The following is a 23,594-nucleotide window of genomic DNA, read 5'->3' as shown; positions in this document are numbered from 1 at the left end:
TCAGTCGGCTCAGTCGGCTCAGCGCCGCACCGTGTCGGGGCGACCTCGACGGGATCCGCGGGCACCGCGCGCGTCGAGGGACTCGGCCCCGTCGACCGCCCGCGGTTTCTTCGTGACGAGCGGCAGCACGAGCGCCACGAGCGTGATGATGCCGATGACCGTGAAACCGAGGTTGTACGCCTTGTCGCTGCCGATGAGCGAGGCGATGAGGAGCGGGCCGACCACGCCGCCGATGCTCCAGCCGATGAGCATGAGGCCGTAGATCGCGCCGACGTTCTTGACGCCGAAGAACGTGCCTGCGGTCGACGGCATCGTGCCGAACCCGCCGCCGTAGCAGGTGTAGACGAGGGCCGCGAGGACGGCGAACATCGCCGGGTTGGCGGCGTGCGGGATGAGGAGCAGGCAGACGCCCTGGATGCCGAGGATGCCGAGGAAGGCCGGCATCTTGCCGAGCATGTCGGACAGCCAGCCCCAGAGGATGCGGCCGGCGCCGTTGAAGAGGCCGAGCACGCCGACCAGGGCCGCGGCGCTGGTGGCGGAGTAGCCCGCGACGTCGCTGGCCGTGCCGGCGGCGACGGCGATGAGCGAGATGCCCGCCGTGACGCTCATCGTGAGGATGGCGGTGAGCAGGTACCACTGCTTGGTGTGCAGGGCCTCGCTGGGCGTGAAGTCACGCGTCGTCGTGGCGGGGCCGGCCGCCGCAGCCTTCGTGCCGGCGCCCGAGTCGGCTCGTACCGCGGGGTTGCGGAACACCGACGTGCAGATGAGCAGGATGACGAGGTAACCGATGCCCAGCCAGAGGAAGGCCTTGGTGGGCACGCTGGGCGAGTTGTCGATGAGCGCCTGGCCGACGGGTGCCGTGACCACCGCACCGAAGCCGAACCCGGCGACGGCGAGACCGGTGATGAGGCCCGGCTTGTCGGGGAACCACTTCTGCAGCATGGCGATCGGGACGATGTAGACCATGCCGAGGCCGAAGCCGCCGATGACGCCGTAGCCGAGGACGAGCAGCCAGAAGGCGTCGGGCGACTGGGCGAACGAGGCGAGGATGACGCCGACGGCGTAGATGATGCCACCGGTCATCGCCACGACGCGCGGGCCGCGGGCGTCCTGGAGGCGGCCGCCGACGTAGCTGCCGACGAAGATCATGCCGATGACGACGCTGAACGGCACGGCGGCCTTGGACTTGGACCACCCGAATGCGGCGTCACTCTGCAGCGCCTTGGCGAAGACGCTCCATGCGTAGACGGAGCCGATGGCCAGCTGGACGAGCACGGCGCACACGAGGATCACCCAGCGGTTCGCGCCCCGGCCGGTGGTGTCCGGCCCCTGTTCCAGCCCTGTGTCGGTCCTGCTCACAGCACTTCCCCTTTCCGGTGGTCCGGCGGCGCGTCGTTGCGCCGTCGGGGGCGGCGCTTCAGCGCGCCGTGGTGATGGAGTCGTTGACGATGCCCTTCGCCCGGCGCGCCTCGAGGCGCTCGCGCTGTGGCTCGACGGTGTACTTGGGGTCGATCGCAGAGGTCATACCCGCCTCGAAGACCCCGAAGCGGGTGCAGGCCGAGCCGGCCATGAGGGCCAGGCCGCTCAGGGCCGCTCCGACACGCGTACGCCCGAGGGTGACGGCGCCGACGGCGCCGGCCATGGTCAGCACCTTGCTCGCCCTGAGCAGCCGGGCGGCCTTGCCGGTGCGGAGCGGCTCGGAGAGGGTCGGGCCGAGCCTGTCCTGCATGCGCTCGAAGGCGAGGGTCTCGACGACCGCGCTCACGGCTGCGAGCCGGCGCGCCGGACCGTTCTGCCGGGAAGGCACCGTGAGCAGCGCGAGACCGGATGCGGCGAGGTTGGCCGAGCTGACGAAGACGAACGGCAGCTCACGGTAGGACTCGTGCCAGGTGGGCGTCGCCGTGTCGGCGAGCAGCACGGCCGTGTACGCGGCGAGCGGCGGCGCGAAGAGCGCCGAGCCTGCTGTCGCCGGGCCGTCGGCGATCTCGAGCATCCGGCTCACGCGGGCGAGCGCTGTGCCGGGCCCGGTTGTGCCGGAACGACTTTCGATGAGGGCTTGACCGAGCTCCGATGCGAGCGCGAGCCCCGAGAAACCACTGAAGGCGGTGAGGATCCACGAGCCGACCGACATCGGCGACGTGAGCTTGACGGTGCGCATCATGTTCAGCGCGCGGCTGGGCTTGCCGAGGTCCTTGGCGAGCGCCGCACCACCGAGGGCGGCCGCGCCGACGGCTCCGATGCGACCCGCGCGTCTCAGGGCGGGGTAGCCGAGCACCTTGCCGCCGGCTGCGAGCAGCGCCGAGCCGCCCGCGACGCCGCCGAGGAAGAGGTACGCCGCGATCTCCTTCTCCCAGGGCGCCGGCTTCACGATGTGGCGGCCGTAGTAGCTGTCGAACTGCGCGTCGGGCACCATGAGCGACTCGTCGCGGCGCCGCCGCCCGCCGTTCTGGCCGGCCTGGTGGCTGCCGTCGCGGGCGTTGCCGTGGCTCGCGACGTCTCGCCGCCGATCCTTCTCGGGCGGCCGGTCGGCGTCGAACGGGTTGGTCGTCATCGCTTCCTCCCGACGAACGCGGCCGCCGCCATGCCGAGCATCGCAAGGCCTGCCATGCCGGCCTTGCGGAACATGTCGGGGAGGTCGGCCGTGGTGACCCGGGGGTCGGGCGGCAGGCCGTAGACCTCCGGCTCGTCGAGCAGCAGGAACACCGAGCCGGTGCCTCCGACGCCGTCGTTCTCGTCGGCGCCGTAGAGCCGCGCCTCGGTGTAGCCGAGCTCGTGCAGCTCGGTCACGCGGGCCTGGGCGGTGGCCCGCATGTCGGCGAGGTCGCCGAACTTGATGGATGTCGTCGGGCACGCCTTGGCGCACGCGGGCGTCTGGCCGTCGCCGAGGCGGTCGTAGCAGAGGGTGCACTTCTGGGCGATGCCGACGTTCTTGACCTCGCCGTTGTGGGCCGGGTCGGCGCCGCCGCCGTTGATCGTGATGCCGTGCGACTGCCGGCCGCCCTCGTGGCCCTCGTCGCCGCGGCGGCGCTCGATGACGCCGAAGGGGCAGGCGGCGACGCAGTAGCCGCAGCCGTTGCAGACGTCGTCCTGCACGACGACGGTGCCGAACTCGGTGCGGAAGAGGGAGCCCGTGGGGCACACGTCGAGGCAGGCGGCGTGCGTGCAGTGCTTGCACACGTCGGACGCCATGAGCCAGCGCACGTCGGGCACGGCCGTGTCGGTGGGGCCGGGTCCCGCCGCGGCGCCGGAGCGGACCTCGCCGGGAGCCTCGAGCGTGGCGGTGGCCGTCGCCGAGTCCCGCACCGTCGGCATGCCGAGCTGGACGAGGCGACGACCCGACTCCCTCGCCTTCTCGATGCGGTCGCTGCTCTGCTCGACGAACGCGACGTGGCGCCACGTGCTCGCCCCGAGCGCGCCGGTGTTGTCGTAGGACTGGTTCAGCAGGTCGAGGCCGTCCTCGGGGATGCCGTTCCACTCCTTGCAGGCGACCTCGCACGCCTTGCACCCGATGCAGATCGAGGTATCGGTGAAGAAGCCCTTGCGCGGCTCGTGGCGGTCCCACGCCGCGTCCGCCGCAGGGTCGGTGGGACCGGACAGCTGGTTGCGCCAGAAGGCCACGTCTCAGCCCTCCTTCTTCGTCGTGGTCGCCGTCCCGGGAACCGACTCGGGGTGTCCGGTGCGCAGCTCGTTGCCCGTCATGGCGGTCGAACCGGACCGCGACTGGTACTCGGCGACGAACCGCAGCAGGGCCTCACCGGTCGGACGCCGGCCGGGCACGATGTCGCACGAGCCGGCCTTGCTCTCCTGGATCTGCACGTTGGGGTCGAGCGCGACGCCGAGCAGGTCGTTGGCGGCGTCACCGCTGACGACGGCGGCGCTGCCGACACCCCAGTGGTAGGGCAGGCCGACCTGGTGGACGGTGCGGCCCCGGATGACGAGCGGCGTCATGCGCTCGGTGACGAGCACGCGGGCCTCGACGGCGGTGCGGGCCGAGACGATCGTCGCCCAGCCGCCCGGCTCGAGCCCTCGCTCCTTCGCGAGCTCGGGCGAGACCTCGCAGAAGAACTCGGGCTGCAGCTCGGACAGGTAGGGCAGGAAGCGGCTCATCCCGCCGGCCGTGTGGTGCTCGGTCAGGCGGTAGGTCGTGAAGACGTACGGGTAGACGTCGGCGCCGGGCTCGTCGCCCGAGGGGCTCCACAGGTTGTCCTTGCGCGGGAAGACGCGGCGCGCCGGGTTGGACTGCTGGTGGTAGAGCGGGTTGCGGACGGGGCTCTCCTGCGGCTCGTAGTGGGTCGGCAGCGGCCCGTCGAGCATGCCCTTCGGCGTGTAGAGCCAGCCCTTGCCGTCGGCCTGCATGATGAACGGGTCATCGCCGGCGAGGCCGTCGGGGCCGCCCGTCCCGGGCTCGGGCCGGTAGCTCGGCGCCTTCGCGACCGGGAAGTCCGGCACGTCGTGGCCCACCCACTTCTGCTCGTCGGCGTCCCACCACACGTACTTCTTGCGCTCGCTCCAAGGGTTGCCCTCGGGGTCGGCCGAGGCGCGGTTGTAGAGGATGCGGCGGTTGGCGGGCCACGCCCAGCCCCAGTCCAGGGCGGTGAGGTCCTGCTCGCGCCCGGGCCGTCGGTTGGCGGCCTTGTTGACGCCGCCGGCATAGACGCCGGTGTAGATCCAGCACCCGCCGCTGGTCGACCCGTCGGCCTTCATCTCGGTGAAGGCAGAGAGTGGCTGGCCCGCCTTGTCGCCCGTCAGGTGACGCCCGTTGACCTCGGCGAGCACGGCCTCGGCGTCGATCTCGCCGTCGGCATCGAGGGGATAGTCCCACGTGAGGTCGAGCAGCGGCCGGTCGCGAGGGTCGTCGGAGTCGGCGAGGATCTCGCGCACGCGCCGACCGAGCTCGTAGAAGAACTCGAGCTCGCTCTGGGCCTCGCCGGGCGGGGCGACCGCCTTGTGGTGCCACTGGAGCATCCGCTGCGTCTGGGTGAACGACCCAGCCTTCTCCGTGTGGGCCGCAGCCGGGAGGAAGAACACCTCGGTCTGGATGTCCTCGGGTCGCATCTCGCCGGTGGCGATCTCGGGTCCGTCCTTCCAGAACGTCGCCGACTCGATCATCGCGAAGTCGCGCACGACGAGCCACTTGAGGTGGCTCATGGCCTGGCGCTGCATGCGTCCGTGCGCCGACCCGACGGCCGGGTTCTGGCCGAGGAGGAAGTAACCCTCGACCTGGTCGTCGAGCATCGCCATCGTCGTCTGGTAGGTGCCGTGGGCGCCGGAGAGCCGGGGCAGGTAGTCGAAGCACCAGTCGTTCTCGGCGGTCGCGGCCTTGCCCCACCACGCCTTGAGCAGGCTGACGGCATACGTGTCGGCGTTGGCCCAGAAGCCCTTCTGCTCCTTGCTGCCGATGGCGTTCAGGTACTCGTCCCACGTGTCGTGCAGCCCGGCCACGGGCATCGCGAGGTAGCCGGGGAGGATGTTGTAGAGGGTCGGGATGTCGGTGGAGCCCTGGATGCTGGCGTGGCCGCGCAGCGCCATGATGCCGCCGCCGGGGCGGCCCATGTTGCCGAGCAGCAGCTGCACGATCGCCGCGGTGCGGATGAACTGCGCACCGAGCGTGTGCTGGGTCCAGCCGACGGCGTAGACGAACGCGGTCGTGCGGTCGCGCCCGCTGTTCTCCGTGACGGCCTTCGCGAGGTAGGCGAAGTCGTCGACGCTGACGCCGCACGTGTCGGCGACCATCTCGGGCGTGTAGCGCGAGTAGTGCCGCTTGAGGATCTGGAAGACGCACCGCGGGTCCTGCAGCGTCTCGTCGCGCAGCACGCGGGCGTGCTCGAGCGCGGGGCCGCCGGAGCCGTGCTCGTCGCCGGCCGCCCGCTCGGACTTGCTGTGGCCGTGCTCGTGCGCACCGTCGCCGCCGCCCTCGTGCCCGGCGGGCCCGCCGATGGTGCCCGGTGACGGGTCGCCGTCCTCCTCGCCGTCCTCGGACGTCGCGTACGCCCACGTGTCGGGGGCGTACTGCCCCGTCTCGTCGTCGTAGCCGGAGAAGAGCCCGTCGAGGTCCTCGGTGTCCTGGAACTTCTCGCTGACGAGGGTCGCGGCGTTGGTGTACGCGACGACGTACTCCTTGAAGTACAGCTCGTTGTCGAGGATGTGGTTGATGAGGGCGCCGAGCAGCACGACGTCGCTGCCCGCCCGGATCGGGATGTGCTTGTCGGACGTCGCCGACGTACGCGTGAAGCGCGGGTCGACGTGGATCACCTTGGCACCCTTGAGGCGAGCCTCCGTCACCCACTGGTACGCCACCGGGTGGCACTCGGCCATGTTGGAACCCTGGATGACGATGCAGTCAGCGTTGGAGAGATCCTGCACGTACTGTGTCGCGCCGCCGCGCCCGAACGAGGACCCCAGACTGGGGACCGTGGAGGAGTGTCAAATACGGGCCTGGTTCTCGATCTGGATCGCTCCGGCCGCGGTGAACAGCTTCTTGATGAGGTAGTTCTCCTCGTTGTCGAGCGTCGCGCCGCCGAGCGAGGCGATGCCCATCGTGCGCCGGAGCGGGCGGCCCTTCTCGTCGTGGTCCTGCCAGCCGGCCCGGCGGCTCTCGACGAAGCGCTGCGCGATCATCTCGACGGCCGTCGCCCGCGGCATACGCTCCCAGTCGGTGCCGCCCGGACGGCGGTAGAGCACCTCGCGCACGCGGGTCGGGTTGTTGACGAGCTGCTCGCTCGCGGAACCCTTGGGGCACAGGCGGCCCCGCGAGACCGGCGAGTCGGGGTCGCCCTCGATCTGCACGACCTTCTCGTCCTTGACGTACACCTTCTGGCCGCAGCCGACGGCGCAGTACGGGCAGACGCTCTGCACGACGCGGTCGGCCGTGGACGTGCGCGGCTGCAGGGTGCGCGTGCGCTCGGACGTCACGGCCGGGCCCCGGCCGAGGAAGTCACCGGAACGGACCTGCCGCAGCACGGGCCACGACAAGAACGTCTTCTTCGCCTCCATGGCGCCACCTTTCGCGGCGTGCGCGCACGCCGGCCGAGTGTCACGACCTCTCGTACCTCTGTATTCCCACAAGGCACGCTGTCGTAACCACCCTAGGCACGCGGACGCCCGAAAAGGCGGATAGGCGCCCCACCTAGAATCGAGGCCGATGAGAACGCGAGGGGTGGCCGGCGGGCTGCTGCGCTGGGGGCCACACGGTGGCGCCCACCGGGTCGCGCTGCGCGCCGGGGTGTCGGTGCTGGTCCCGTTGCTCGTGCTCGTCCTGTTCGGCCGCGTCGAGTGGACGCCGTATGCCGCGTTCGGCGCCTTCACGTCGCTGTACGGGCGCAACGACGCCCGGGCGCAGCGGGCCGGCATGCAGGTCGTGGCCGGCGTGGCCCTGACGGTTGCCGTCACCCTCGGGGCGCTCGTCTCGCTCGCACCCGACTCGCGCTGGCTCGTCGTGCCGCTGGGCGCGCTGCTCGCCGCGGCCGGGTCGCTCACGTCGGACGCCTACCGCTGGCACCCTCCGGGCCCGCTCTTCCTCGTCTTCGCCTTCACGGTCTGCGCCATGGTGCCGGCCACCCCCGTGACGGTCCTGGTCGCTGCCGCCGTCTCGGCCGCGAGCGTCCTCTTCTCACTGGCCGTGTCGCACGTCGGCGTCCTCCGCGGGCGCGGCGAGTGGCAGCGCCCCGACCTCCCGGCCCCCACCTTCCGCGACGCGCTCGACGCGCCGGGTGCCCGCACCCACCTGCTGCGCCACGTCGCGGCTCTCGGGGCCTCCGGCGCGATCGCGACGGCGCTCGGCTGGGAGCACCCGTACTGGGCGATGGTCGCGGCCGTCGTCGTGCTGTCGGGTCCCGACCTCGCGTCACGGCTCACCCGAGGGCTGCACCGCGTGGTCGGCACGGCCCTCGGCGTCGTCGTGGCCGCGCCCATCCTGCTGTGGTCACCGCAGGGGGCGTGGGCCGTGCTCGTCATCGTCGTGCTCCAGGTGCTCACCGAGCTCGTCGTCGGGCGCAACTACGGCGTCGCCCTGCTCTTCATCACCCCCTTGGCCCTGATGATGGGCCAGCTCGCGCACGCGGCCCCGGTGGGGTCGCTGCTGCGCGACCGCCTCTTCGAGACCGTCCTCGGCGCGCTGGTCGGGGCCGTGGTGCTGCTGCTCACCCCCGACCGACGGTGATTGGGCCGACGAGGCGGCCCGACGGCATACTCGCGTGGTGACGAAGAACCTCAGCGAGCGCATCCCGCGGGACCCCGACCCCGACGGGCTCTACGAGGTCTTCTCGGAGTGGACCACCGAGCGCGGGCTCACCCTCTACCCGCACCAGGAGGAGGCGTTCCTCGAGGTGCTGAGCGGCAGCAACCTCATCCTGTCGACGCCGACCGGCTCCGGGAAGTCGCTCGTCGCGACCGCCGCGCACTTCACCGCGCTCGCCGAGGACCGCGTGTCCTTCTACACGGCCCCCATCAAGGCCCTGGTGTCGGAGAAGTTCTTCGCCCTGTGCGAGCAGTTCGGCGCCGACAACGTCGGCATGATCACGGGCGATGCCTCGGTCAACGCCGACGCCCCCATCATCTGCTGCACCGCCGAGATCCTCGCCAACATCGCGCTTCGCGAGGGCAGCTCGGCCGACATCGGCCTCGTCGTCATGGACGAGTTCCACTTCTACTCCGAGCCCGACCGCGGCTGGGCGTGGCAGGTGCCGATCCTCGAGCTGCCGCAGGCGCAGTTCGTGCTGATGTCGGCGACCCTCGGCGACGTCACGATGTTCCGCGACGACCTGACCCGCCGCACCGGCCGGTCCACCGGGGTCATCACCGGCACCGAGCGCCCCGTCCCCCTCGAGTTCTCGTATGCCGTCACCCCGCTCCACGAGACCATCGAGGAGCTGCTCGAGAAGGACCGCGCCCCCGTCTACGTCGTGCACTTCACGCAGGCGGCCGCGCTCGAGCGCGCGCAGAGCCTCATGGCCGTGAAGATCACGACCCGCGAGGAGCGCGAGGCCATCGCCACGCGCATCGGCGGCTTCCGCTTCGGTGCGGGCTTCGGGCGCACCCTGTCGCGGCTCGTGCGGCACGGCATCGGCGTGCACCATGCGGGCATGCTGCCGAAGTACCGCCGCCTCGTCGAGCAGCTCGCCCAGGACGGCCTGCTCAAGGTCATCTGCGGCACCGACACGCTCGGGGTCGGCATCAACGTGCCGATCCGCACGGTCCTGCTCACCGGCCTGACGAAGTTCGACGGGACGAAGCAGCGGCTGCTCAAGGCCCGTGAGTTCCACCAGATCGTCGGGCGCGCCGGGCGCGCCGGGTTCGACGCGCGGGGCTGGGTGGTCGCGCAGGCGCCGGAGCACGTCGTCGACAACCTCCGCGCGGTCGAGAAGGCGGGCGACGACCCCAAGAAGCAGAAGAAGATCCAGCGCAAGAAGGCGCCTGACGGCTTCGTCAACTGGTCGGAGGACACCTTCGAGCGCCTCATCGCGGCCGAGCCGGAGCCGCTGCAGCCGCGGCTGCGCGTCTCCCACTCGATGCTCGTCAACCTGCTTGCGCGAGAAGGCAACCCGGTCGCACACGCCCTGCGGCTGTTCTCGGACAACCACCACGAGGCCAAGGACCAGCGTCGCCTCCAGCGGCACGCGCTCGTGCTCGCCAAGGAGCTGCTCACCTCCGGCGTCGTCGAGCGGCTCGCCACGGCCGAGTCGTCAGGCCGCCGCCACGCGCTGACGATCGACCTCCAGCGCGACTTCGCCCTCAACCAGCCGCTCGCGCCCTTCGCCTTGGCTGTCATGGACACTCTCGACCCCGAGTCCGACTCGTACGCAAAGGATCTCGTCTCGGTCATCGAGGCGATCCTCGAGGACCCGCGCCAGGTGCTGTGGGCGCAGGAGTTCAAGGCGCGCGGCGAGGCGGTCGCGGCGATGAAGCTCGACGGCGTCGAGTACGAGGAGCGGATGGAGCGGCTCGAGGAGGTCAGCTGGCCCAAGCCCCTGGCCGACCTGCTCGAGGTGACCCTGGCGGCCTACCGCCGGACCCACCCGTGGATCTCGGCCGACGCGCTCTCCCCCAAGTCGGTGGTCCGCGAGATGTACGAGCGCGGCATGACCTTCAACGAGTTCATCTCGTACTACGGGCTCTCCAGGTCGGAGGGGCTCGTCCTGCGCTACCTCACCGACGCGTACCGGGCCCTGCGGCGCACGGTGCCCGAGTCGCACCGCACGGAGGAGCTCGAGGACGTCATCGAGTGGCTCGGCGAGCTCGTGCGCCAGACCGACTCGAGCCTGCTCGACGAGTGGGAGGACCTCGTCAACCCGAGCGAGGCCGTCCTCGCCACCGCTGACGTGGCCCCGCCCGCGAGGCCGATCACGGCCAACGAGCGGGCGTTCACCGTCATGATCCGCAACGCGATGTTCCATCGTGTCGAGCTCGCCGCCCGCGACGAGTGGGAGGCGCTCGGCGAGCTCGAGGCCCGCGTCGCCGAGCTGACCGACCCACCGCAGAAGGTCGTGATGGACGCCGACGCGTGGAACGAGGCCCTCGGCGCCTACTACGACGAGCACGACGCGATCGCCACCGACCAGGGCGCCCGCTCCCCCGCCCTGCTGCAGGTCGAGAAGGTGCCCGGCGAGTGGCGACTGCGCCAGGTCGTCGTCGACCCCGACGACGACCGCGACTGGGGCATCACGGCAGTCGTCGACCTCGCGGCGAGCGACGAGGCCGGGGCCGCGGTGCTCACGGTCACGGCGTTCGAGCGCCTCGGCGGCTGAGCCGACCGGGCGTTCCCCGTCAGGTTCCCGACTCGGCGAGCCGCTTGAGCTCGGCCATCGCGCCCGTCGTCTGTGCCGGCAGCTGGCGCCTGATCATCGGCGTGAACACCTTGCCGAGGCCCTTGGTGTCGATGGTGATCGTGTGGGTCAGCGTGGTCTGGTCGGGCATCGCCCCGGGTGCGACGTCGAAGTCGACGGTGACGTCCATCATCTTGTCGGTGAAGCGGTTGGTCAGCTTGCGGTCCTGCTCGCGCGCGACGACCGAGCCGTCCATGACGCCGGTGCGGCTGCCGTCCTTGTAGTGGTACTTCAGCCGCGTGCCGACCGCGGTGGGCCCGCCGGAGAGGTTGTCGAGCCGCGTGCACCGCTTGAGCCACTCAGGGGCTCTGGTGACGTCGTCGAGGATGGCGAAGACCGCTGCGGGAGAGGCGTTCACGGTCTCGGTGTGCGAGTAGTCGGGCATGGTCCATGCTCCCACCGTCGATAGGTTGGGGACGTGGATCTGCGAACCCGGCCCTACGACCACGGCGGCGTGCTCGTCGCGCCTGCCGACGGCGGCAACGGCACCGGCGTGCTGGTGCTCTCCGGCTCGAGCGGCCGAGTCGAGACGGAGAGGGCGAGGGTGCTCGCCTCGGCCGGGGTGTCGGCCGCCCTCACCTACCGCTGGTTCGGCAGCCCGGGCCTGCCGGCGGCGATCTGGGAGTACCCGCTCGAGGCGTTCGGCAGTGCGGTCGGCACCCTCGCCGCCGAGTGCGAACGCGTGGTCCTCGTCGGGTCGTCCAAGACCGCCGAGGGCTTTCTCCTGTATGCCGTCGACGACCCCCGCGTCGACGCCGTCGTCGCATTGGCGCCGACCCACGTCGTCTGGGCGAACGTCGGGCCGGGTCCCGACGGCGAGCTGCGGCCGCAGCACTCCTCGTGGAGCCGGGGCGGCGAGCCGGTCCCGTTCGTGCCCTACGACGACGACGTGGAGGCGCTGGGCGACCCACCGGCATACGCGCCCGTGTATGCCCAGAGCTTGGACACGGCCGCCTCCCTCGTGCCCCGGGCGACCATCGCCGTCGAGCGGTTCTTCGGCGACGTGCTGCTCGTCGCAGGAGGGGACGACCAGGTCTGGCCTGCCGTCGCGTCCGCGCGCGCCATCGAGACGCGGCGCACGGCATACGGGTTGCCGACCAGCGTCGTGACCCACCCCGACGCCGGCCACCGGGTCGTCCTTCCCGGCGAGCAGCCGGCCGCCGGCGGGCAGCGGATGGCGCGGGGCGGCACCGACGCCGCCGACCGCGAGCTGGGCGAGCTGGCGTGGCCCGACATCCTGAGGGTTCTCGACCTGGTCCGCTGAACCGGAACCGCGGCTGAGGACGCCCGCGTGGGTATGTTCTCCAGTGCTCACGGGGACCCCTCGATCGACAGGACACGTGCATGGACTCCACAGACGTCAAGGCCGCCTCTCGGCGGGCCGGTGACCACCCGGCCCTCGAGACGACCGCACGCATCGGCTACGCCGTCAACGGCGTGCTCCACATCGTCATCGGTGCGATCGCCCTGAGGCTCGCGTTCGGGTCGAAGAGCTCCAGCGCGGACCAGTCCGGCGCCCTCGGCTCGATGGCCGAGAACGGCTTCGGGGTCTTCGTCCTCTGGGTCGCCGTGGTCGCCTGGCTGGGCCTCGCGATCTGGCAGGTCACCGAGGCGATCTCCGGCGGCCTCGAGACGAGCGACCGGCTCAAGGCGGCCGCCAAGGCCGTCGTCTACCTGGCCCTCTCGTGGACCGCCTTCACGTTCGCGAGCGGCAGCGGCAGGTCGAGCAAGAGCCAGTCGGCCGACTTCACGGCCAGCCTGATGAAGCAGCCGGCCGGCACCTGGCTCGTCGGCGCGGTCGGTCTCGCCATCATCGGCGTCGGCGTCTACCACGTCGTCAAGGGCTGGAAGCGGAAGTTCCTCGAGGACCTCGAGACGCACCCGAGCCCCTGGACCGTCAAGGCCGGCCGCTTCGGTTACATCGCCAAGGGCGTCGCCCTCGCGATCGTGGGCGGCCTCTTCATCCTGGCTGCCGTGCGGCACAAGCCGAGCGAGGCGCGCGGCCTCGACGGCGCGCTGCGCAACCTGCTCGGGGCGCCCGGCGGTCCGGTGCTGCTCGCACTGGTGGCCCTCGGCCTCATCGCGTTCGGCGTCTACAGCTTCGGCCGGGCCCGCCACGCACGCGTCTGACCCAGCGTTCGCCGGAACTGCGAAAAGCCCGAGACCCGCCCAATCAGGGCGGGTTTCGGGCTTTTTCGCGCTGTCGTGCATCAGGAAGGACCCGGCGCGCTCTGTCTGGTCACGCATCACGAGTGCAGGAGGGGCACCATGAACACGCATTACCTGAACGAGGCCGTCGCCCGTCAGCGCACCGCCGACCTGAGCCGCCGGACGCGCCGCGCCCAGCGACCCGTCGTCGACTCGCCGACGACTCCGCGCGGCGGGATCGTCCTCGCTCTGGGGTGGCTCACACGCCCGTCGCCCGTGCCCCGCTCAGCGTGACACGGCCTCCCGGGCCTTCGCGCCCACGCGGCCGCTGTCGGTGCGCCGGCGCAGGTAGTGCCACGCGAGGAGACAGCAGACGATGCCGTTGACCGCGCCGACGAGGATGTCGACGAGGTGGTGCATGCCCCGGTAGAGCCGCGCGTAGGCGACGAGGAACGGGATGATGACGCACACGGCGGTGACGAGCCGGCGCAGCCACGCGCGCTCGATGCGCTGGGCCATGAGGGCGAACGTGAGGTAGAGGGCCGTGGCAGCACCGACGTGGCCGCTGGGGTAGCTGGACGTCGGCGGCGCGGGGTCGAGGTGCGCGACCTTCGGGCGCGGGCGGTCGGCGATCGTCGTCGCGGCGACGAACACGCTGGCCTGCATGGCGATCGCGATGGCGGGCACGACGGCATACCACCACTGCTTGGTGCGCCACCAGATCAGCGCGACGGCGATGACGCAGACGCCGATGATGATCTCGGTGTTGCCGATGCGCGACCAGACCATGGTGATGGAGTTCCACAGCTCGGTGCGGCCGGACGCCACGGACCTGCTGATGTCCTCCTCCCACGGCATCCCGCCGAACGGGCCCGTGATGAGGAAGCCGAAGCCCGTGATCAGGGCGAAGAGGACGAGCGCGGGGACGAGCACCCTCAGCGCGGCGTCACGCAACGCCGACCCGGGGGTCGGCCTGGACGAGTCGATCTCGTAACGGTGGACGAAGGTGTGGTTCACGGGGTGCCTTTCGCTTGCTCGGGCCCGGACAGTCCCTCTGGGGGAGGGGCGTCGTCCGGGCTCTGGGGGTTCCACCCGAGGTATCCGACGTAGGACGCCGAGCCCAGGCCGATGCCGAAGAGCACACCGGCCAGGACGTCTGAGGGGAAGTGCACGCCGAGGAAGACCCGGTCGAGCGCTGTGATGACGACGTATGCCGTGAGGCCGGCCACCAGCCAGCGCCGCGCGGTCGCCGACAGAACCGGCCAGAGCAGCAGCGTCAGCACCGTCGCGATGACCGCCGCGTTGGCAGCGTGGCCCGACGGGAAGCTGTAGCCGGGGGCGTGCGAGACGGGGTCGCTCACGACGGGACGGGCGCGCCGGACGACCTCCTTGAGGACGAGCTGGAGGTTCCAGCCGACCATCATCGTGATGAAGGCCCAGAGGCACCGGGTCGCGAGGTCGCGGTGCCGGCGCCACAGCACGAGGCAGACCCCGGAAGCGACGATGTAGACCCACTTCGGCTGGGTCGCCTCCTGCCAGATCAGCAGGGCGGTCTTGAACCAGGGGTTGTCGCGGGTGATGTCGGTGGCGCCGATGATGAGGCGCTCGTCCAGCTCGATCATCGGCAGGAACTTCTCGCGCACGACGAAGGCCAGCGCCGTCACCGGCACCGCGAAGGCCAGCCCGAACCCGACCGCCTTGAGCAGGCGTCGGCCGCGGCCCGGCGGCCGCGTCGAGATGCGGTGCCGGTCAGCCAACGCGTACCACCAGGGAGTCAGGGATGACCCGTGCGGCGAGCGCGCGGTGCGCGCCGACCGGGTCGCCGTCGATCTCGGCCTCGACCGGACGCTGCGCCTCGACGGTCAGCCGCTCGGCGACGAGTCGGTCGAGACGCTGGTGCCCGGCCCGGTGACGGGTCGCGACGTCGGCCACCACCGAGGCCCATCCGAGCGCCCCACGAGGAGCCAGGACGACCGCGTCGAGCACACCGTCGTCCACCTTCGCGTCGGGCATCAGCTCGACCCCGCCCTGGAGGGTTCCGCAGTTGCCGACGATGACGGCCGCCGCGTGCCTGCGGACGTCGGAGCCCGTCGCGCCCACGACTCCCTCGCCCCCGTGGGCCTTCACGTCGACCGTGAAGCCGCGACCGGACACCTTCTTGAAGGCAGCCAGGACGTACGCGACCCAACCGACGGCCTCCTTCACCTTCTCGTCGGTGTCGGCCATGATCTCGCCGTCGAGCCCGAAGCCGGTCATGACGAGGAAGACCTCCTCGTCGTCGGCGACACCTGCGGGGCTGTCCTTGGTCGCCCGGCTCGACTCCGGCTCGGGCAGGTCGTCGGCGAGGCGCACGGCGCCGACGTCGATCCGCCGGTCGCGTCCTTCGACGAGGGTCCGGGCCGCCTCGTCGAGGGATCCGACAGGGAGTCCGAGGTTGCGCGCGAGCAGGTTCCCGGTGCCGCCGGGCAGCAGGCCGAGAGCGACGTCCGTGCCGACCAGGGCCGACGCGACCGCTCGAACGGTGCCGTCCCCACCGAGCGAGGCGACGACGTCCGCGCCGTCACGCACCGCCTCGCGCGCCTGCTTCTCGCCCGTCTCCTCCGCGGTGGTCTGCACCCAGCGCGGCTCGCCCCATCCGTTGTCGGCACAGATCTTCGCCACGGTCGTCCGGGCGTCGTCGAGGTCGTCGACCCGGTGCGGGTGGTAGACCACGGTGAGACTGCGCCGGGCGGTGGAGAGGTCTGACATGTAGGGATCCTAGGGCTCGGGTCGGAGGTGCGGCGGCCGCGAACTCGACCGGTGGATGACATACCCCGACCCCCCACCCAGCGGACCACCAGCCAGCTTCCAGCAAGCGGCGGACGGTCGGCGGTAGCCTCCGGATCGTGCCCACCATCCGGCGTCGCCTCGCCATCGCCGTGGTCGTCGGCGTGCTCGCCGGAGTCCTCGCCGGGGACCTCGCCCCGCTCGGCGCCGCCGACACCGGACGCGGCCTCCTCGTGCACGCCCTCGCCGGCTTCGTCGTCGGTGGGCTCGCGTTCGCGCTGCCCCTGCTGCTCCACGTGCTCGGCCACGACGCGCCCGCCACCCGCGAGAAGGTCCAGGGCCGCGACGGCGACGCCGCCTGGTACGACGTCGTCGTCATCCTCGTCGGCCTCGCCAGCCTCACCGGTGTCGGCATCCTGCTCGTCGGAGGGCGCCAGCGCGGCAGCGAGGCGCTCGTCGACGCGCTCGTCGGAGTCGGCGCGGTCGCCGTCGGCTGGCTCTGCGTGCACACCGTCTACGTGCTGCGCTACGCGCGCGTGTACTACGCCAGCCCACGCCCGCCGATCGACTTCAACCAGGACGACGACCCGACGTTCTCCGACTTCGCCTACTTCTCGTTCAACCTCGGCATGACCTACCAGGTGTCCGACACGGGGCTGAGCGGTTCCGGGATCCGCCGCGTGGTGCTCGGGCACTGCCTGCTCGCGTACCTGTTCGGCACGGTCGTCATCGCCTCGACGATCAACCTCGTCGCCGGGATCGGCGGGAGCATCGGCTAGAGGCGCTCAGGACGTCCCGAGCCGCGACTTCTCGTCCTTGACCCAGAGGCCGAGCAGCCCACCGAAGTGCGCCATGAACGTGTCGCGCTCGTGCGCCGGGTAGGTCGTGACCACGGTGGCGCGCAACAGGTTCCGGAACGCGTCCGACTGGACCCACTCGAGCACGGCCGAGTCGAGGTGCGGCAGGTACTTCTCACACCACGCCCAGTACTTGTCGGTCTCGAAGTACTCGTCGGCGATGCCGAGGTAGGCGTCGAGCTTCTGCTCGTCGCTGAGGTCGTCGCGGTCGGCGACGTCGAAGTAGCGGCGCATCTCGAGGTCCATCGGCCCCTTGCGGCCCGTGACGACGCAGTAGGCCGACCAGCGCACGAGCGCCTTGATCGCCCACGGGAAGTAGTAGTGCAGCGAGGTGACGGCGACGTCGGGGCACGCGTTGGCATAGTCGATCGGGTAGACGTCGTCGCCCTTGACGAGCATCTCGCACGAGTTGAACTCCCAGCCGAACATCGCGTTGACGATGCGGCTGATGGCGGCTGCCTGGCGCCCGGCCGACGGTTGCAGGAAGTCGTAGCTCACGGCATACCTGTTGTGCATCGGCTGCTCGGGGCGGAAGTCCATGACCATCGTCTCGGGCCCGATCGACAGCGCACGCGCGAAGTGGTCGTACTCGACGGTCGACTGGAGGTGCATGAGCATCTCGCCCGACTCGTCGTAGGCCTTGACGAGGTCCTTCTCGTCGTTGATGCGCGAGACGCCGCGCCAGCCGCCGCCGTCGAACGGCTTCATGTACATCGGGTAGCCGAGCTTCTGGGCGATCTGCTTGAGGTCGAACGGGCGGTTGTACTTGGCGCTCGTGTAGGCCCACCGGACGTTGTCGACCGGGTTCTTGTAGGGCACCAGCCAGGTCTCGGGGACCTTGAGCCCCAGGCGCATCAGGGCGACGTACGCGCTGTGCTTCTCCATCGACTGGAACGTGAAGGGGCTGTTCAGCAGGTACGTGTCGTTCATCAGCGCGGCCTTCTTGAGCCACTCGCGCGGGTGGTAGTACCAGTAGGCCAGGCGGTCGATGACCAGCTCGGTGCGCACCGGCTGGCGCAGGTCGAAGGGCTCGATGGTGAGCCGCTCGCTCGTCAGCTCGTGGGTGACCCCGTCGTCGGTCGTGATCGGCCCGACGAGCTTCAGCAGCTCCTCGAAAGCGGTCGGCCAGTCCTCCTCAGCCCCCAGCAGCAGTCCGATCAGGTGGTTTCGGGTCTCAGCCATGTGCCTCTCCAGGTCGAGGTTTCGGGTGCCCCGATCCTTGCAGCAGTGTCAACAGGAAGGGGTCGAACGCCGCCGCCCAGTCGCGCCAGTCGTGCCGGCCCGGCAGCTCGTGGAAAGCGACGTCGTGGCCGGTGCGCGCGAGCACCTCGGCCATCTGCCGGTTGTTGGCGAGGTTGCCCTCGTCGGTGTTGCAGGTCATCACGATGCGCGCGCTCGTGCGGCGCCTGCGGGCGCGGCGCACACTCGTGACGAAGGCGGTGACGCGGTCCCAGAACTCGAAGTCCTCCTCGTCGTCGAGCCGCTTGCGGAAGAACGAGCCCGACTGCAGGAACAGCGCCCCGAACGTGCCCGGGTGGCGCCACTCGGCCTGAAGCGAGGCGAGCCCGCCGAGGCTCGCCCCCATGAGGGCGGGTCTGCCCGAGCTCGCGTATGCCGTGTGGACCGCCGGCAGCACGTGCAGGGTGAGCGTGTCGGCCCAGTCGGTGTTGGCGGCGTAGCGCTCGTTGCGCGGGCCCGGTTCGAGGAGGGCCACGCGGGTGGGCGGGATGCGGCCGGAACCCATGGCTTCGCGGAGGGTGGAGACGAGGTGGGCGCGGCGGGAGTACTCCGGACCGTCGTGTGCCACGAGCAGCGGCAGCGGGTCCCGACGGCGCGTGCCCGCCGGCGTGACGACGACGAGGTCGACGTCACCCACCGGGGTGTCGGTCACCGTCAGCCTGTTCCGCGCCATGGGCGAGACCCTAGATCGAAGCAGAGACGGTCGGCGACGACCAGACAGTGCTCTCGCTTCGTTCCCAACGAGATCAGTTGTCGGGCAGCGTAATTCGTTGTCCACAGATGTGTCGCAGCCCTTGCCATGTTGTCGAACATTTGTTCTACTGGAGGTAGGGCAACGAGCAGACAGGGGAGGTGGCCGTATGCCGTACATCGCGTCGTCGCGAGCCTCCGCCGGCCTGCTCGGTGGCGGTTCACCCCGGGTGCTCGACGTGACCTGGGTGCGTGACTCAGAGCCTGTCGGCGGCTCGCTGCGGCCGGTCGTCTCGGTCCTGTCGCCGCGCCTCGCTGGGGAGGTCGAGTACGAGAGCTCGAGCAACCACGGCGAGACGCATCGCGCCTCCCGGTCTCCCGCGCGGGATGAGCGGGCCCGGTCGGTCGAAGTGACCGAGTCCCTGCTGCGGGCGAGTGAGCGGGTGATGGCGCGGGTCGAGGCGCTCGAGGCCGCGAAGGCGCGCGTGGAGGCCGACCTGATGGCTGCGTACGGGGCGTTGCACACCATCGCCGAAAAGCAGGTCCAAGCGCTGCCGGCGGGTCCTCGCGTCGGGCCGCGGCGCTGGTCTTGCCGGTGCGGGTCGTCGCGGAGGAGATCGCGCTGGCGACCGGGGTCGGCGCCGGTGAGGTGGGGCGGCGGCTGACGTTGGCGACGTCCCCGCGGCGGCACCGGCGTCTGCTGGCGGCGCTGCGTGAGGGCGGCACGTCGCTCTACCGGGCGGTGCAGGTGGCGTGCGAGACGGTCCAGCTGCCGGATGCGGACGTCGCGGCGGTGGAGGAGGCGGTGCTCGCCCCGTCGCGGGACGGGCGGCCGGTGGGGCAGCGGACGTTCTCGGCCCGGTTGCGGCGGGCCGTCGCCTCGGTCGACACCCGCGGCTCCCAGGAGCGGCGCGACCAGGCGCGGTCGCGGCGGGGGGTGTTCGGGCGGATGGTCGAGGACGGTATGGGCTGCCTGACGATCACCGCTGACGCGGGCACGATCGCGGGGGTCCTGGACCGGCTCGACGCCGATGCCCGCGCTCTGCGCGGCTCCGGCGACCCGCGCACCCTGGACCAGCTGCGCTGCGACCTGGCCACCGCAGCCCTGCTCAGTGGCCACCTCGACCCCGGCAAGGTGACGGACGAGATGACCGGTGACGCGGCGGCGCGGGTGTGGCTGGTCGTGCCGTTCGAGGTCGCCACCGGGCAGAGCGACGCCGCGTGCGAGCTGCCCGGGCACGGTTGGGTCACCGCCGCCCATGCCCGCGAGCTCATGACCCGCCCCGGCTCGGTGTGGCAGACCCTGCCGGTCGACCTGCGCGACGGCCACGCGATCACCCGCCCCACGAAGGCCTACCGGCCCACCAGGGCGATGGTCGAGCACGTCCGCGCCGTCGACGGCACCTGCCGCGGACCCGACTGCCACGTCCCCGCCGCCCGCTGCGACCTCGACCACGAGACGCCCTGGCCGGCCGGTGAGACAGCCGTGACGAACTTCTACGCCAAGGAACGCCGGCACCACAACCTCAAGACCCACCAGGTCTGGACCAGCACCCCGGTCGAGCACGACGGCTTGCAGTGGACCACCCTCACCGGGGCCAGCTACACCACCTACCCCAAGAACTGGCGCGACGGACTCGACCCGCCACGCGACGCGAGCCGCTCACGCCGCCCATCGGTCGACGACGATCCTCCGCCCTTCTGACCCGTCGCCGCGTCTCGCCCCCACCCCCACCGGGCCGGGCCGCGCTCCCGACCGCACGAACCGGTCGGGAGCGCACGCGCCCGTTCACGCATACCCGGACCACTCCCCGTTCGGTTGTGATGGCTGTGGCTCAGTCGCCGTCGGCCGGGGCGGACGTGTCCGGCACACCCAGGACGATGCGCGTGCCGGGCGGAGCCGACTGCACGAGCCGCAGCCGCGCGAGAGCCGGGTGGGCGTCGAGCAGCTTGGCACCGTTGGCGAGCGAACGCAGGGCAGCCGTCTCCGCCCGGGCTGCCTCGAGCTGCGCCTCGCCACGACGCCGCGCGGTCGCCAGCTCGGCCGCGGCAGCCCGCAGCTCGACCGGCACGATGACGTCCTTGACGACGACCTCCGCCACGTCGGCGCCGACCCGGCGGGACACCTCGGCGGTCGCCGCGGTGATGGAGGCAGCCGGCAGCGCAGCCCCGCGGCCGACCACCCCGTCGGCGGTCAGCGTCGCGAGAGCGTCGCGCAGGGCGACCTGCGCCGCGAGGTACACCGTCGCGGCCGGGTCGTCGGACACCTCGGCGAAGGCGACCGGGTCGCCGACCGACCAGCGCACCACCGCGCTGACGCGCACCGACACCCCGTCCGAGGTGAGCACCTCCTGGGGCGCCAGCTGGAGCAGCCGCTGCCGCAGGTCGAGCACCACGAGACGCTGACCACGCAGCCGACGGTGGCGGCCCGCGGGCAGCACCTGCTCGAGGACGCCGTGTCGGTAGCGCAGCGCGCAGTGGCGCGGCTCGATCGTGAACTTCGTCAGGGACATCGACATTCGGGGCGACCTCCTTCGCGGGTCGGCTCGGCGGGACACATAGGTGGCGGATCTGCTGGTGAGCGTCGCCGACCGTGCGACGTGCGTCGCGGGGACCGGGCGCCGTGACGTGAACGACACGGGTCCGGTCCGCAGGGCGGCACACGACTTCTCACGGGCGACGACGCCCTGGGGATTCGAACCCCTGGTGCTGGGCACCGTTACCTGGAGTGGGCGCTTGGACAGAGCGCTGCATCCGTGGGCGGGTCCGACGCGCAGGACCGCAGGTGGCACGCCACCGCGGCTGCTTGCCCACCCCGTGCCTGACCAGAGTGACGGCTCGGCAGGTCTGTGCGCCAGTGGTTTTCGCCCACGCTCGTGTGCCAGCGCGCATCTCGTCAGCGGTGCCGGCTCGCCACCTGGTCCCGCGCGCGGGCGAGCCATGCTCGACGTTCTGCTTCGGGCATCCCCGGCGGGAGGCTCCGGTATGCCTTCATCCGGCGGGTGCCCATCGTGAGCACTCCCGACCCGGGCACCGCGTCGAGCTCGGCCAGCGCGTCGTGGCCCAGCTTCACCCCGATGCGGTCACCCATGGCGACCGCGAACACGTGTCCGTCGACGAGCGCGGCGAGCGTGCCGAACATCGGTCGCAGCTCGACGGAGCCGTCGTCCCCGACGAGCGCGCGCAGCTCGTCGCGGGCCGCCTCCTCGTCCAGTGACGACACGGTGCCTACTTCTTCGGCTTCTTGACCTTGGGCGGCAACGTGGCGACGTGGTCACGCGCCCGGTCGACCCACGTGGTGCGGGCGGCGTCGTCGAGGTCGGTCGGCAGCGACAGGTAGCCGCCCATCGGTCGTCCCGCCGGGCCGAAGGGGCCGCTCCCGGGGAGCGCCCGCAGCTCGTCGAGCCCGGCGGGGTCGAGCTTGACACCGACGTCCTCGCCGAAGAGCCCTGCGAACATGTTGCCGTTGACGAAGGCACCGAGGCTGCCGAACATCGGCTTCACCTCGACACCGGGAGCGTCGTTCACGAGGGACCGGAAGTGTGCCTTGGCCTCGTCGCTGTGCTTCGGCATCTGCATGACCCCATCACACCACTCCCCGCGCGATGCGTGACCTGTCAGGCGCGAAGTGGTCGTTGCGAGGCGTGCACGACGAGGAGGAAGACGGCTGCTGCGAGCGCGGTGACCCCGCAGATCGCCCAGACCGTCAGGTAGCCCGAGAGCGACGCGTGCGCCGTCGCCTCTGCGTCCACCGACCCGGCCGACGCCAGGGCGATGGCGAAGACGCTCGACGCGAAGGCGCCGCCGATGGTCTTCGTCGTGTTCGTCATGCCCGTCGCCAGGCCCGTGTGCGTCGGGGGCGCCTGTGCGGCAGCAGCCGTGGGGAGTCCCGCCACGAGTGCTCCCGAGCCGAGGCCGGCGACCACCATGTTCGTCAGGGTCTGCGCGAGCGTGTCGTGGAAGGGCAGGAAGAGCAGGTAGCCGACCGCCACCAGCAGCGCGGCGACGACCATCGCGATGCGGGTGCCGACCCGGCGACCCAGCACGTGCAGCAGCAGCGCGCCGACGGCGAGGGACAGCACGTAGCCGCCGATGATGATCGAGACGCGACCCGCGCTCGCGCCGAGACCGTAACCCGTGACCGCGGGGTCGGTGCGGGCGAACGTGGACAACGGGATCTGCGCCCCCAGCACCGAGACGCCGAAGAGGAACGCGGTCGCCTGCACCGGCCACTGCCCGCGGGCGGAGAGGATGCGCAGGTCGACGAGCGGCTCGGGGTGCGCGAGCTCGGCGCGCGCGAACGGCACGAGGGCGGCGAAGCCCAGCAGCACGACGAGCCATGGCCAGGGGCTGCCCGGCCCCACGACCCGCAGCATGACGAGACCGCCCATGACGAGACCCAGTGCCAGCGTGATCAGCCCGAAACCACGCCAGTCGACCCCGCCGGTGCCCAACGCCGGTGACTCCTCGACACCGAACCAGATCGCGACGAGTGCCAGTGTGACGACGACCGCCGGGAGCGCGAGCAGCCCTGTCATGCCGAGGGACTCGGACAGCGCACCGCTGGTGAGCGCGCCGGCGATGACCCCCAGCTCCAGGCCTGCGACGAGCAGCCCGGCCGCACCCCGCACCCGGCTCTCGGCTCCCCCGGTGCGCCAGTGGATGATCGCGACCTCCATCGGCAGCCACACGACGTAGAAGCCCTGGATCGCCCACGCGACGAGGAAGGTCCCGAAGCTCGGCGCGAAGGCCACTCCCCACGACGCCACCGCCGTCACGACCGTCGACAGGAGCAGCACCTTGCGGTGCCCGAGGAGGTCACCGAGCCGCGCGAGCAGGGGCACGACGAGCGCCGACACGATCAGCTGCGCCGCCTCGAACCAGTTGACGTCGGCGTCCTTGATCGACAGGTGCCGCGCGATGTCCGTGAAGATCGGCGTGTAGTAGCCCTGGAGCACCCCGCTCGCGAGCTCGACGCAGATGAGGAACCCGACCACCTTGGTGATCGGGCTGCGGGCGACGGCCCGTGCGGCGTCGGAGACGACCGTGTTGTCGGACATGCGGATCCTGTTCT

General features: G+C 71.3%; 21 protein-coding genes. 7 read left to right on the top strand and 14 right to left on the bottom strand.

Annotated features, from left to right (window positions below; genetic code table 11):
• Positions 1 to 18: 18 nt before the first annotated feature.
• From ACYVNR_RS16790 to fdh, 4 genes are read right to left on the bottom strand one after another with little or no spacing between them, the layout of a single operon-like run.
• Positions 19 to 1,359, bottom strand: a complete 1,341-nt coding sequence (locus tag ACYVNR_RS16790; protein WP_461049530.1) for an L-lactate MFS transporter — start codon at positions 1,357 to 1,359, stop codon at positions 19 to 21.
• A gap of 58 nt (positions 1,360 to 1,417) precedes the next feature.
• A complete protein-coding gene (nrfD, locus tag ACYVNR_RS16785) occupies positions 1,418 to 2,551 on the bottom strand; it encodes an NrfD/PsrC family molybdoenzyme membrane anchor subunit (protein WP_461049528.1) in 1,134 nt (377 codons plus the stop codon).
• Entirely contained in the window at positions 2,548 to 3,618 is a 1,071-nt protein-coding gene (locus ACYVNR_RS16780) for a 4Fe-4S dicluster domain-containing protein (protein WP_045189907.1), read from the bottom strand. The genes nrfD and ACYVNR_RS16780 overlap by 4 nt, the downstream gene beginning before the upstream one ends.
• Positions 3,619 to 3,621: 3 nt before the next feature.
• A complete protein-coding gene (fdh, locus tag ACYVNR_RS16775; RefSeq protein ID WP_461049526.1) occupies positions 3,622 to 6,993 on the bottom strand; it encodes a formate dehydrogenase in 3,372 nt (1,123 codons plus the stop codon).
• 148 nt (positions 6,994 to 7,141) lie between these two features.
• On the opposite strand from fdh, the gene ACYVNR_RS16770 reads away from it, so the two are divergent.
• Both ACYVNR_RS16770 and ACYVNR_RS16765 read left to right on the top strand, forming a co-directional pair.
• A complete protein-coding gene (locus tag ACYVNR_RS16770; protein ID WP_461049524.1) occupies positions 7,142 to 8,158 on the top strand; it encodes an FUSC family protein in 1,017 nt (338 codons plus the stop codon).
• A 34-nt stretch (positions 8,159 to 8,192) separates the two neighbouring features.
• Positions 8,193 to 10,742 (top strand): DEAD/DEAH box helicase, encoded by a 2,550-nt coding sequence (locus tag ACYVNR_RS16765; RefSeq protein ID WP_461049522.1) that lies wholly within the window; start codon positions 8,193 to 8,195, stop codon positions 10,740 to 10,742.
• 19 nt (positions 10,743 to 10,761) lie between these two features.
• Here the strand turns inward: ACYVNR_RS16765 and ACYVNR_RS16760 are convergent, their stop codons facing one another.
• Positions 10,762 to 11,205 (bottom strand): SRPBCC family protein, encoded by a 444-nt coding sequence (locus tag ACYVNR_RS16760; protein ID WP_461049520.1) that lies wholly within the window; start codon positions 11,203 to 11,205, stop codon positions 10,762 to 10,764.
• A 33-nt stretch (positions 11,206 to 11,238) separates the two neighbouring features.
• Between ACYVNR_RS16760 and ACYVNR_RS16755 the strand changes: the two genes are divergently transcribed.
• The 3 genes from ACYVNR_RS16755 (at position 11,239) to ACYVNR_RS16745 (ending at position 13,262) form a co-directional block, all read left to right on the top strand.
• The gene (locus ACYVNR_RS16755) at positions 11,239 to 12,084 is read left to right on the top strand and encodes an acyl-CoA thioester hydrolase/BAAT C-terminal domain-containing protein (protein ID WP_461049517.1); all 846 of its coding nucleotides are present in this window, start codon (positions 11,239 to 11,241) and stop codon (positions 12,082 to 12,084) included.
• An 80-nt stretch (positions 12,085 to 12,164) separates the two neighbouring features.
• A complete protein-coding gene (locus ACYVNR_RS16750) occupies positions 12,165 to 12,950 on the top strand; it encodes a DUF1206 domain-containing protein (protein ID WP_461049515.1) in 786 nt (261 codons plus the stop codon).
• Between the two features lie 138 nt (positions 12,951 to 13,088).
• On the top strand, positions 13,089 to 13,262 hold the full coding sequence (locus ACYVNR_RS16745; protein WP_461049513.1) for a hypothetical protein: 174 nt from the start codon (positions 13,089 to 13,091) through the stop codon (positions 13,260 to 13,262).
• Here ACYVNR_RS16745 and ACYVNR_RS16740 read toward each other — a convergent pair.
• From ACYVNR_RS16740 to ACYVNR_RS16730, 3 genes are read right to left on the bottom strand one after another with little or no spacing between them, the layout of a single operon-like run.
• Entirely contained in the window at positions 13,254 to 13,985 is a 732-nt protein-coding gene (locus ACYVNR_RS16740) for a phosphatase PAP2 family protein (RefSeq protein WP_461049511.1), read from the bottom strand. The genes ACYVNR_RS16745 and ACYVNR_RS16740 overlap by 9 nt on opposite strands.
• A complete protein-coding gene (locus ACYVNR_RS16735) occupies positions 13,982 to 14,725 on the bottom strand; it encodes a phosphatase PAP2 family protein (protein WP_461049509.1) in 744 nt (247 codons plus the stop codon). The genes ACYVNR_RS16740 and ACYVNR_RS16735 overlap by 4 nt, the downstream gene beginning before the upstream one ends.
• Positions 14,718 to 15,716, bottom strand: a complete 999-nt coding sequence (locus ACYVNR_RS16730; RefSeq protein ID WP_461049507.1) for a diacylglycerol/lipid kinase family protein — start codon at positions 15,714 to 15,716, stop codon at positions 14,718 to 14,720. Before ACYVNR_RS16730 ends, ACYVNR_RS16735 begins: the two co-directional genes overlap by 8 nt.
• A 137-nt stretch (positions 15,717 to 15,853) precedes the next feature.
• Between ACYVNR_RS16730 and ACYVNR_RS16725 the strand changes: the two genes are divergently transcribed.
• Complete coding sequence (locus tag ACYVNR_RS16725) at positions 15,854 to 16,513, top strand: DUF1345 domain-containing protein (RefSeq protein ID WP_458801184.1); 660 nt, start codon at positions 15,854 to 15,856, stop codon at positions 16,511 to 16,513.
• Positions 16,514 to 16,519: 6 nt separating this feature from the next.
• On the opposite strand, the gene ACYVNR_RS16720 is transcribed toward ACYVNR_RS16725, so the two are convergent.
• Positions 16,520 to 17,773: an ATP-grasp domain-containing protein gene (locus ACYVNR_RS16720; protein ID WP_461049505.1), complete on the bottom strand. Its 1,254-nt coding sequence runs from the start codon at positions 17,771 to 17,773 to the stop codon at positions 16,520 to 16,522.
• Positions 17,766 to 18,503 (bottom strand): alpha/beta hydrolase, encoded by a 738-nt coding sequence (locus ACYVNR_RS16715; RefSeq protein ID WP_461049503.1) that lies wholly within the window; start codon positions 18,501 to 18,503, stop codon positions 17,766 to 17,768. The genes ACYVNR_RS16720 and ACYVNR_RS16715 overlap by 8 nt, the downstream gene beginning before the upstream one ends.
• A gap of 612 nt (positions 18,504 to 19,115) precedes the next feature.
• Between ACYVNR_RS16715 and ACYVNR_RS16710 the strand changes: the two genes are divergently transcribed.
• Positions 19,116 to 20,225, top strand: coding sequence for a DUF222 domain-containing protein (locus tag ACYVNR_RS16710; RefSeq protein WP_461049501.1), 1,110 nt, complete (start codon positions 19,116 to 19,118; stop codon positions 20,223 to 20,225).
• 130 nt (positions 20,226 to 20,355) lie between these two features.
• On the opposite strand, the gene ACYVNR_RS16705 is transcribed toward ACYVNR_RS16710, so the two are convergent.
• The 4 genes from ACYVNR_RS16705 to ACYVNR_RS16690 form a co-directional block, all read right to left on the bottom strand.
• Positions 20,356 to 21,039, bottom strand: coding sequence for an SPFH domain-containing protein (locus ACYVNR_RS16705; protein WP_045192064.1), 684 nt, complete (start codon positions 21,037 to 21,039; stop codon positions 20,356 to 20,358).
• Positions 21,040 to 21,416: 377 nt separating this feature from the next.
• Entirely contained in the window at positions 21,417 to 21,743 is a 327-nt protein-coding gene (locus ACYVNR_RS16700) for a TfoX/Sxy family protein (RefSeq protein WP_461049498.1), read from the bottom strand.
• A 5-nt stretch (positions 21,744 to 21,748) separates the two neighbouring features.
• Positions 21,749 to 22,099: a TfoX/Sxy family protein gene (locus ACYVNR_RS16695; RefSeq protein WP_461049496.1), complete on the bottom strand. Its 351-nt coding sequence runs from the start codon at positions 22,097 to 22,099 to the stop codon at positions 21,749 to 21,751.
• A 38-nt stretch (positions 22,100 to 22,137) separates the two neighbouring features.
• Positions 22,138 to 23,580 (bottom strand): MFS transporter, encoded by a 1,443-nt coding sequence (locus ACYVNR_RS16690; protein ID WP_461049494.1) that lies wholly within the window; start codon positions 23,578 to 23,580, stop codon positions 22,138 to 22,140.
• Positions 23,581 to 23,594 lie beyond the last annotated feature (14 nt).

The organism is Terrabacter koreensis, from assembly GCF_054783315.1.
This window is presented reverse-complemented; position numbering and strand designations above follow the sequence as displayed.

Coding starts and splice junctions, on each gene's coding strand:
- ACYVNR_RS16745 (WP_461049513.1), top strand. CDS start 13,089: ATGAACACGCATTACCTGAACGAGGCCGTCGCCCGTCAGCGCACCGCC.
- ACYVNR_RS16750 (WP_461049515.1), top strand. CDS start 12,165: ATGGACTCCACAGACGTCAAGGCCGCCTCTCGGCGGGCCGGTGACCAC.
- ACYVNR_RS16720 (WP_461049505.1), bottom strand. CDS start 17,773: ATGGCTGAGACCCGAAACCACCTGATCGGACTGCTGCTGGGGGCTGAG.
- ACYVNR_RS16695 (WP_461049496.1), bottom strand. CDS start 22,099: ATGCAGATGCCGAAGCACAGCGACGAGGCCAAGGCACACTTCCGGTCC.
- ACYVNR_RS16760 (WP_461049520.1), bottom strand. CDS start 11,205: ATGCCCGACTACTCGCACACCGAGACCGTGAACGCCTCTCCCGCAGCG.
- ACYVNR_RS16730 (WP_461049507.1), bottom strand. CDS start 15,716: ATGTCAGACCTCTCCACCGCCCGGCGCAGTCTCACCGTGGTCTACCAC.
- ACYVNR_RS16715 (WP_461049503.1), bottom strand. CDS start 18,503: ATGGCGCGGAACAGGCTGACGGTGACCGACACCCCGGTGGGTGACGTC.
- nrfD (WP_461049528.1), bottom strand. CDS start 2,551: ATGACGACCAACCCGTTCGACGCCGACCGGCCGCCCGAGAAGGATCGG.
- ACYVNR_RS16705 (WP_045192064.1), bottom strand. CDS start 21,039: ATGTCGATGTCCCTGACGAAGTTCACGATCGAGCCGCGCCACTGCGCG.
- ACYVNR_RS16690 (WP_461049494.1), bottom strand. CDS start 23,580: ATGTCCGACAACACGGTCGTCTCCGACGCCGCACGGGCCGTCGCCCGC.
- ACYVNR_RS16770 (WP_461049524.1), top strand. CDS start 7,142: ATGAGAACGCGAGGGGTGGCCGGCGGGCTGCTGCGCTGGGGGCCACAC.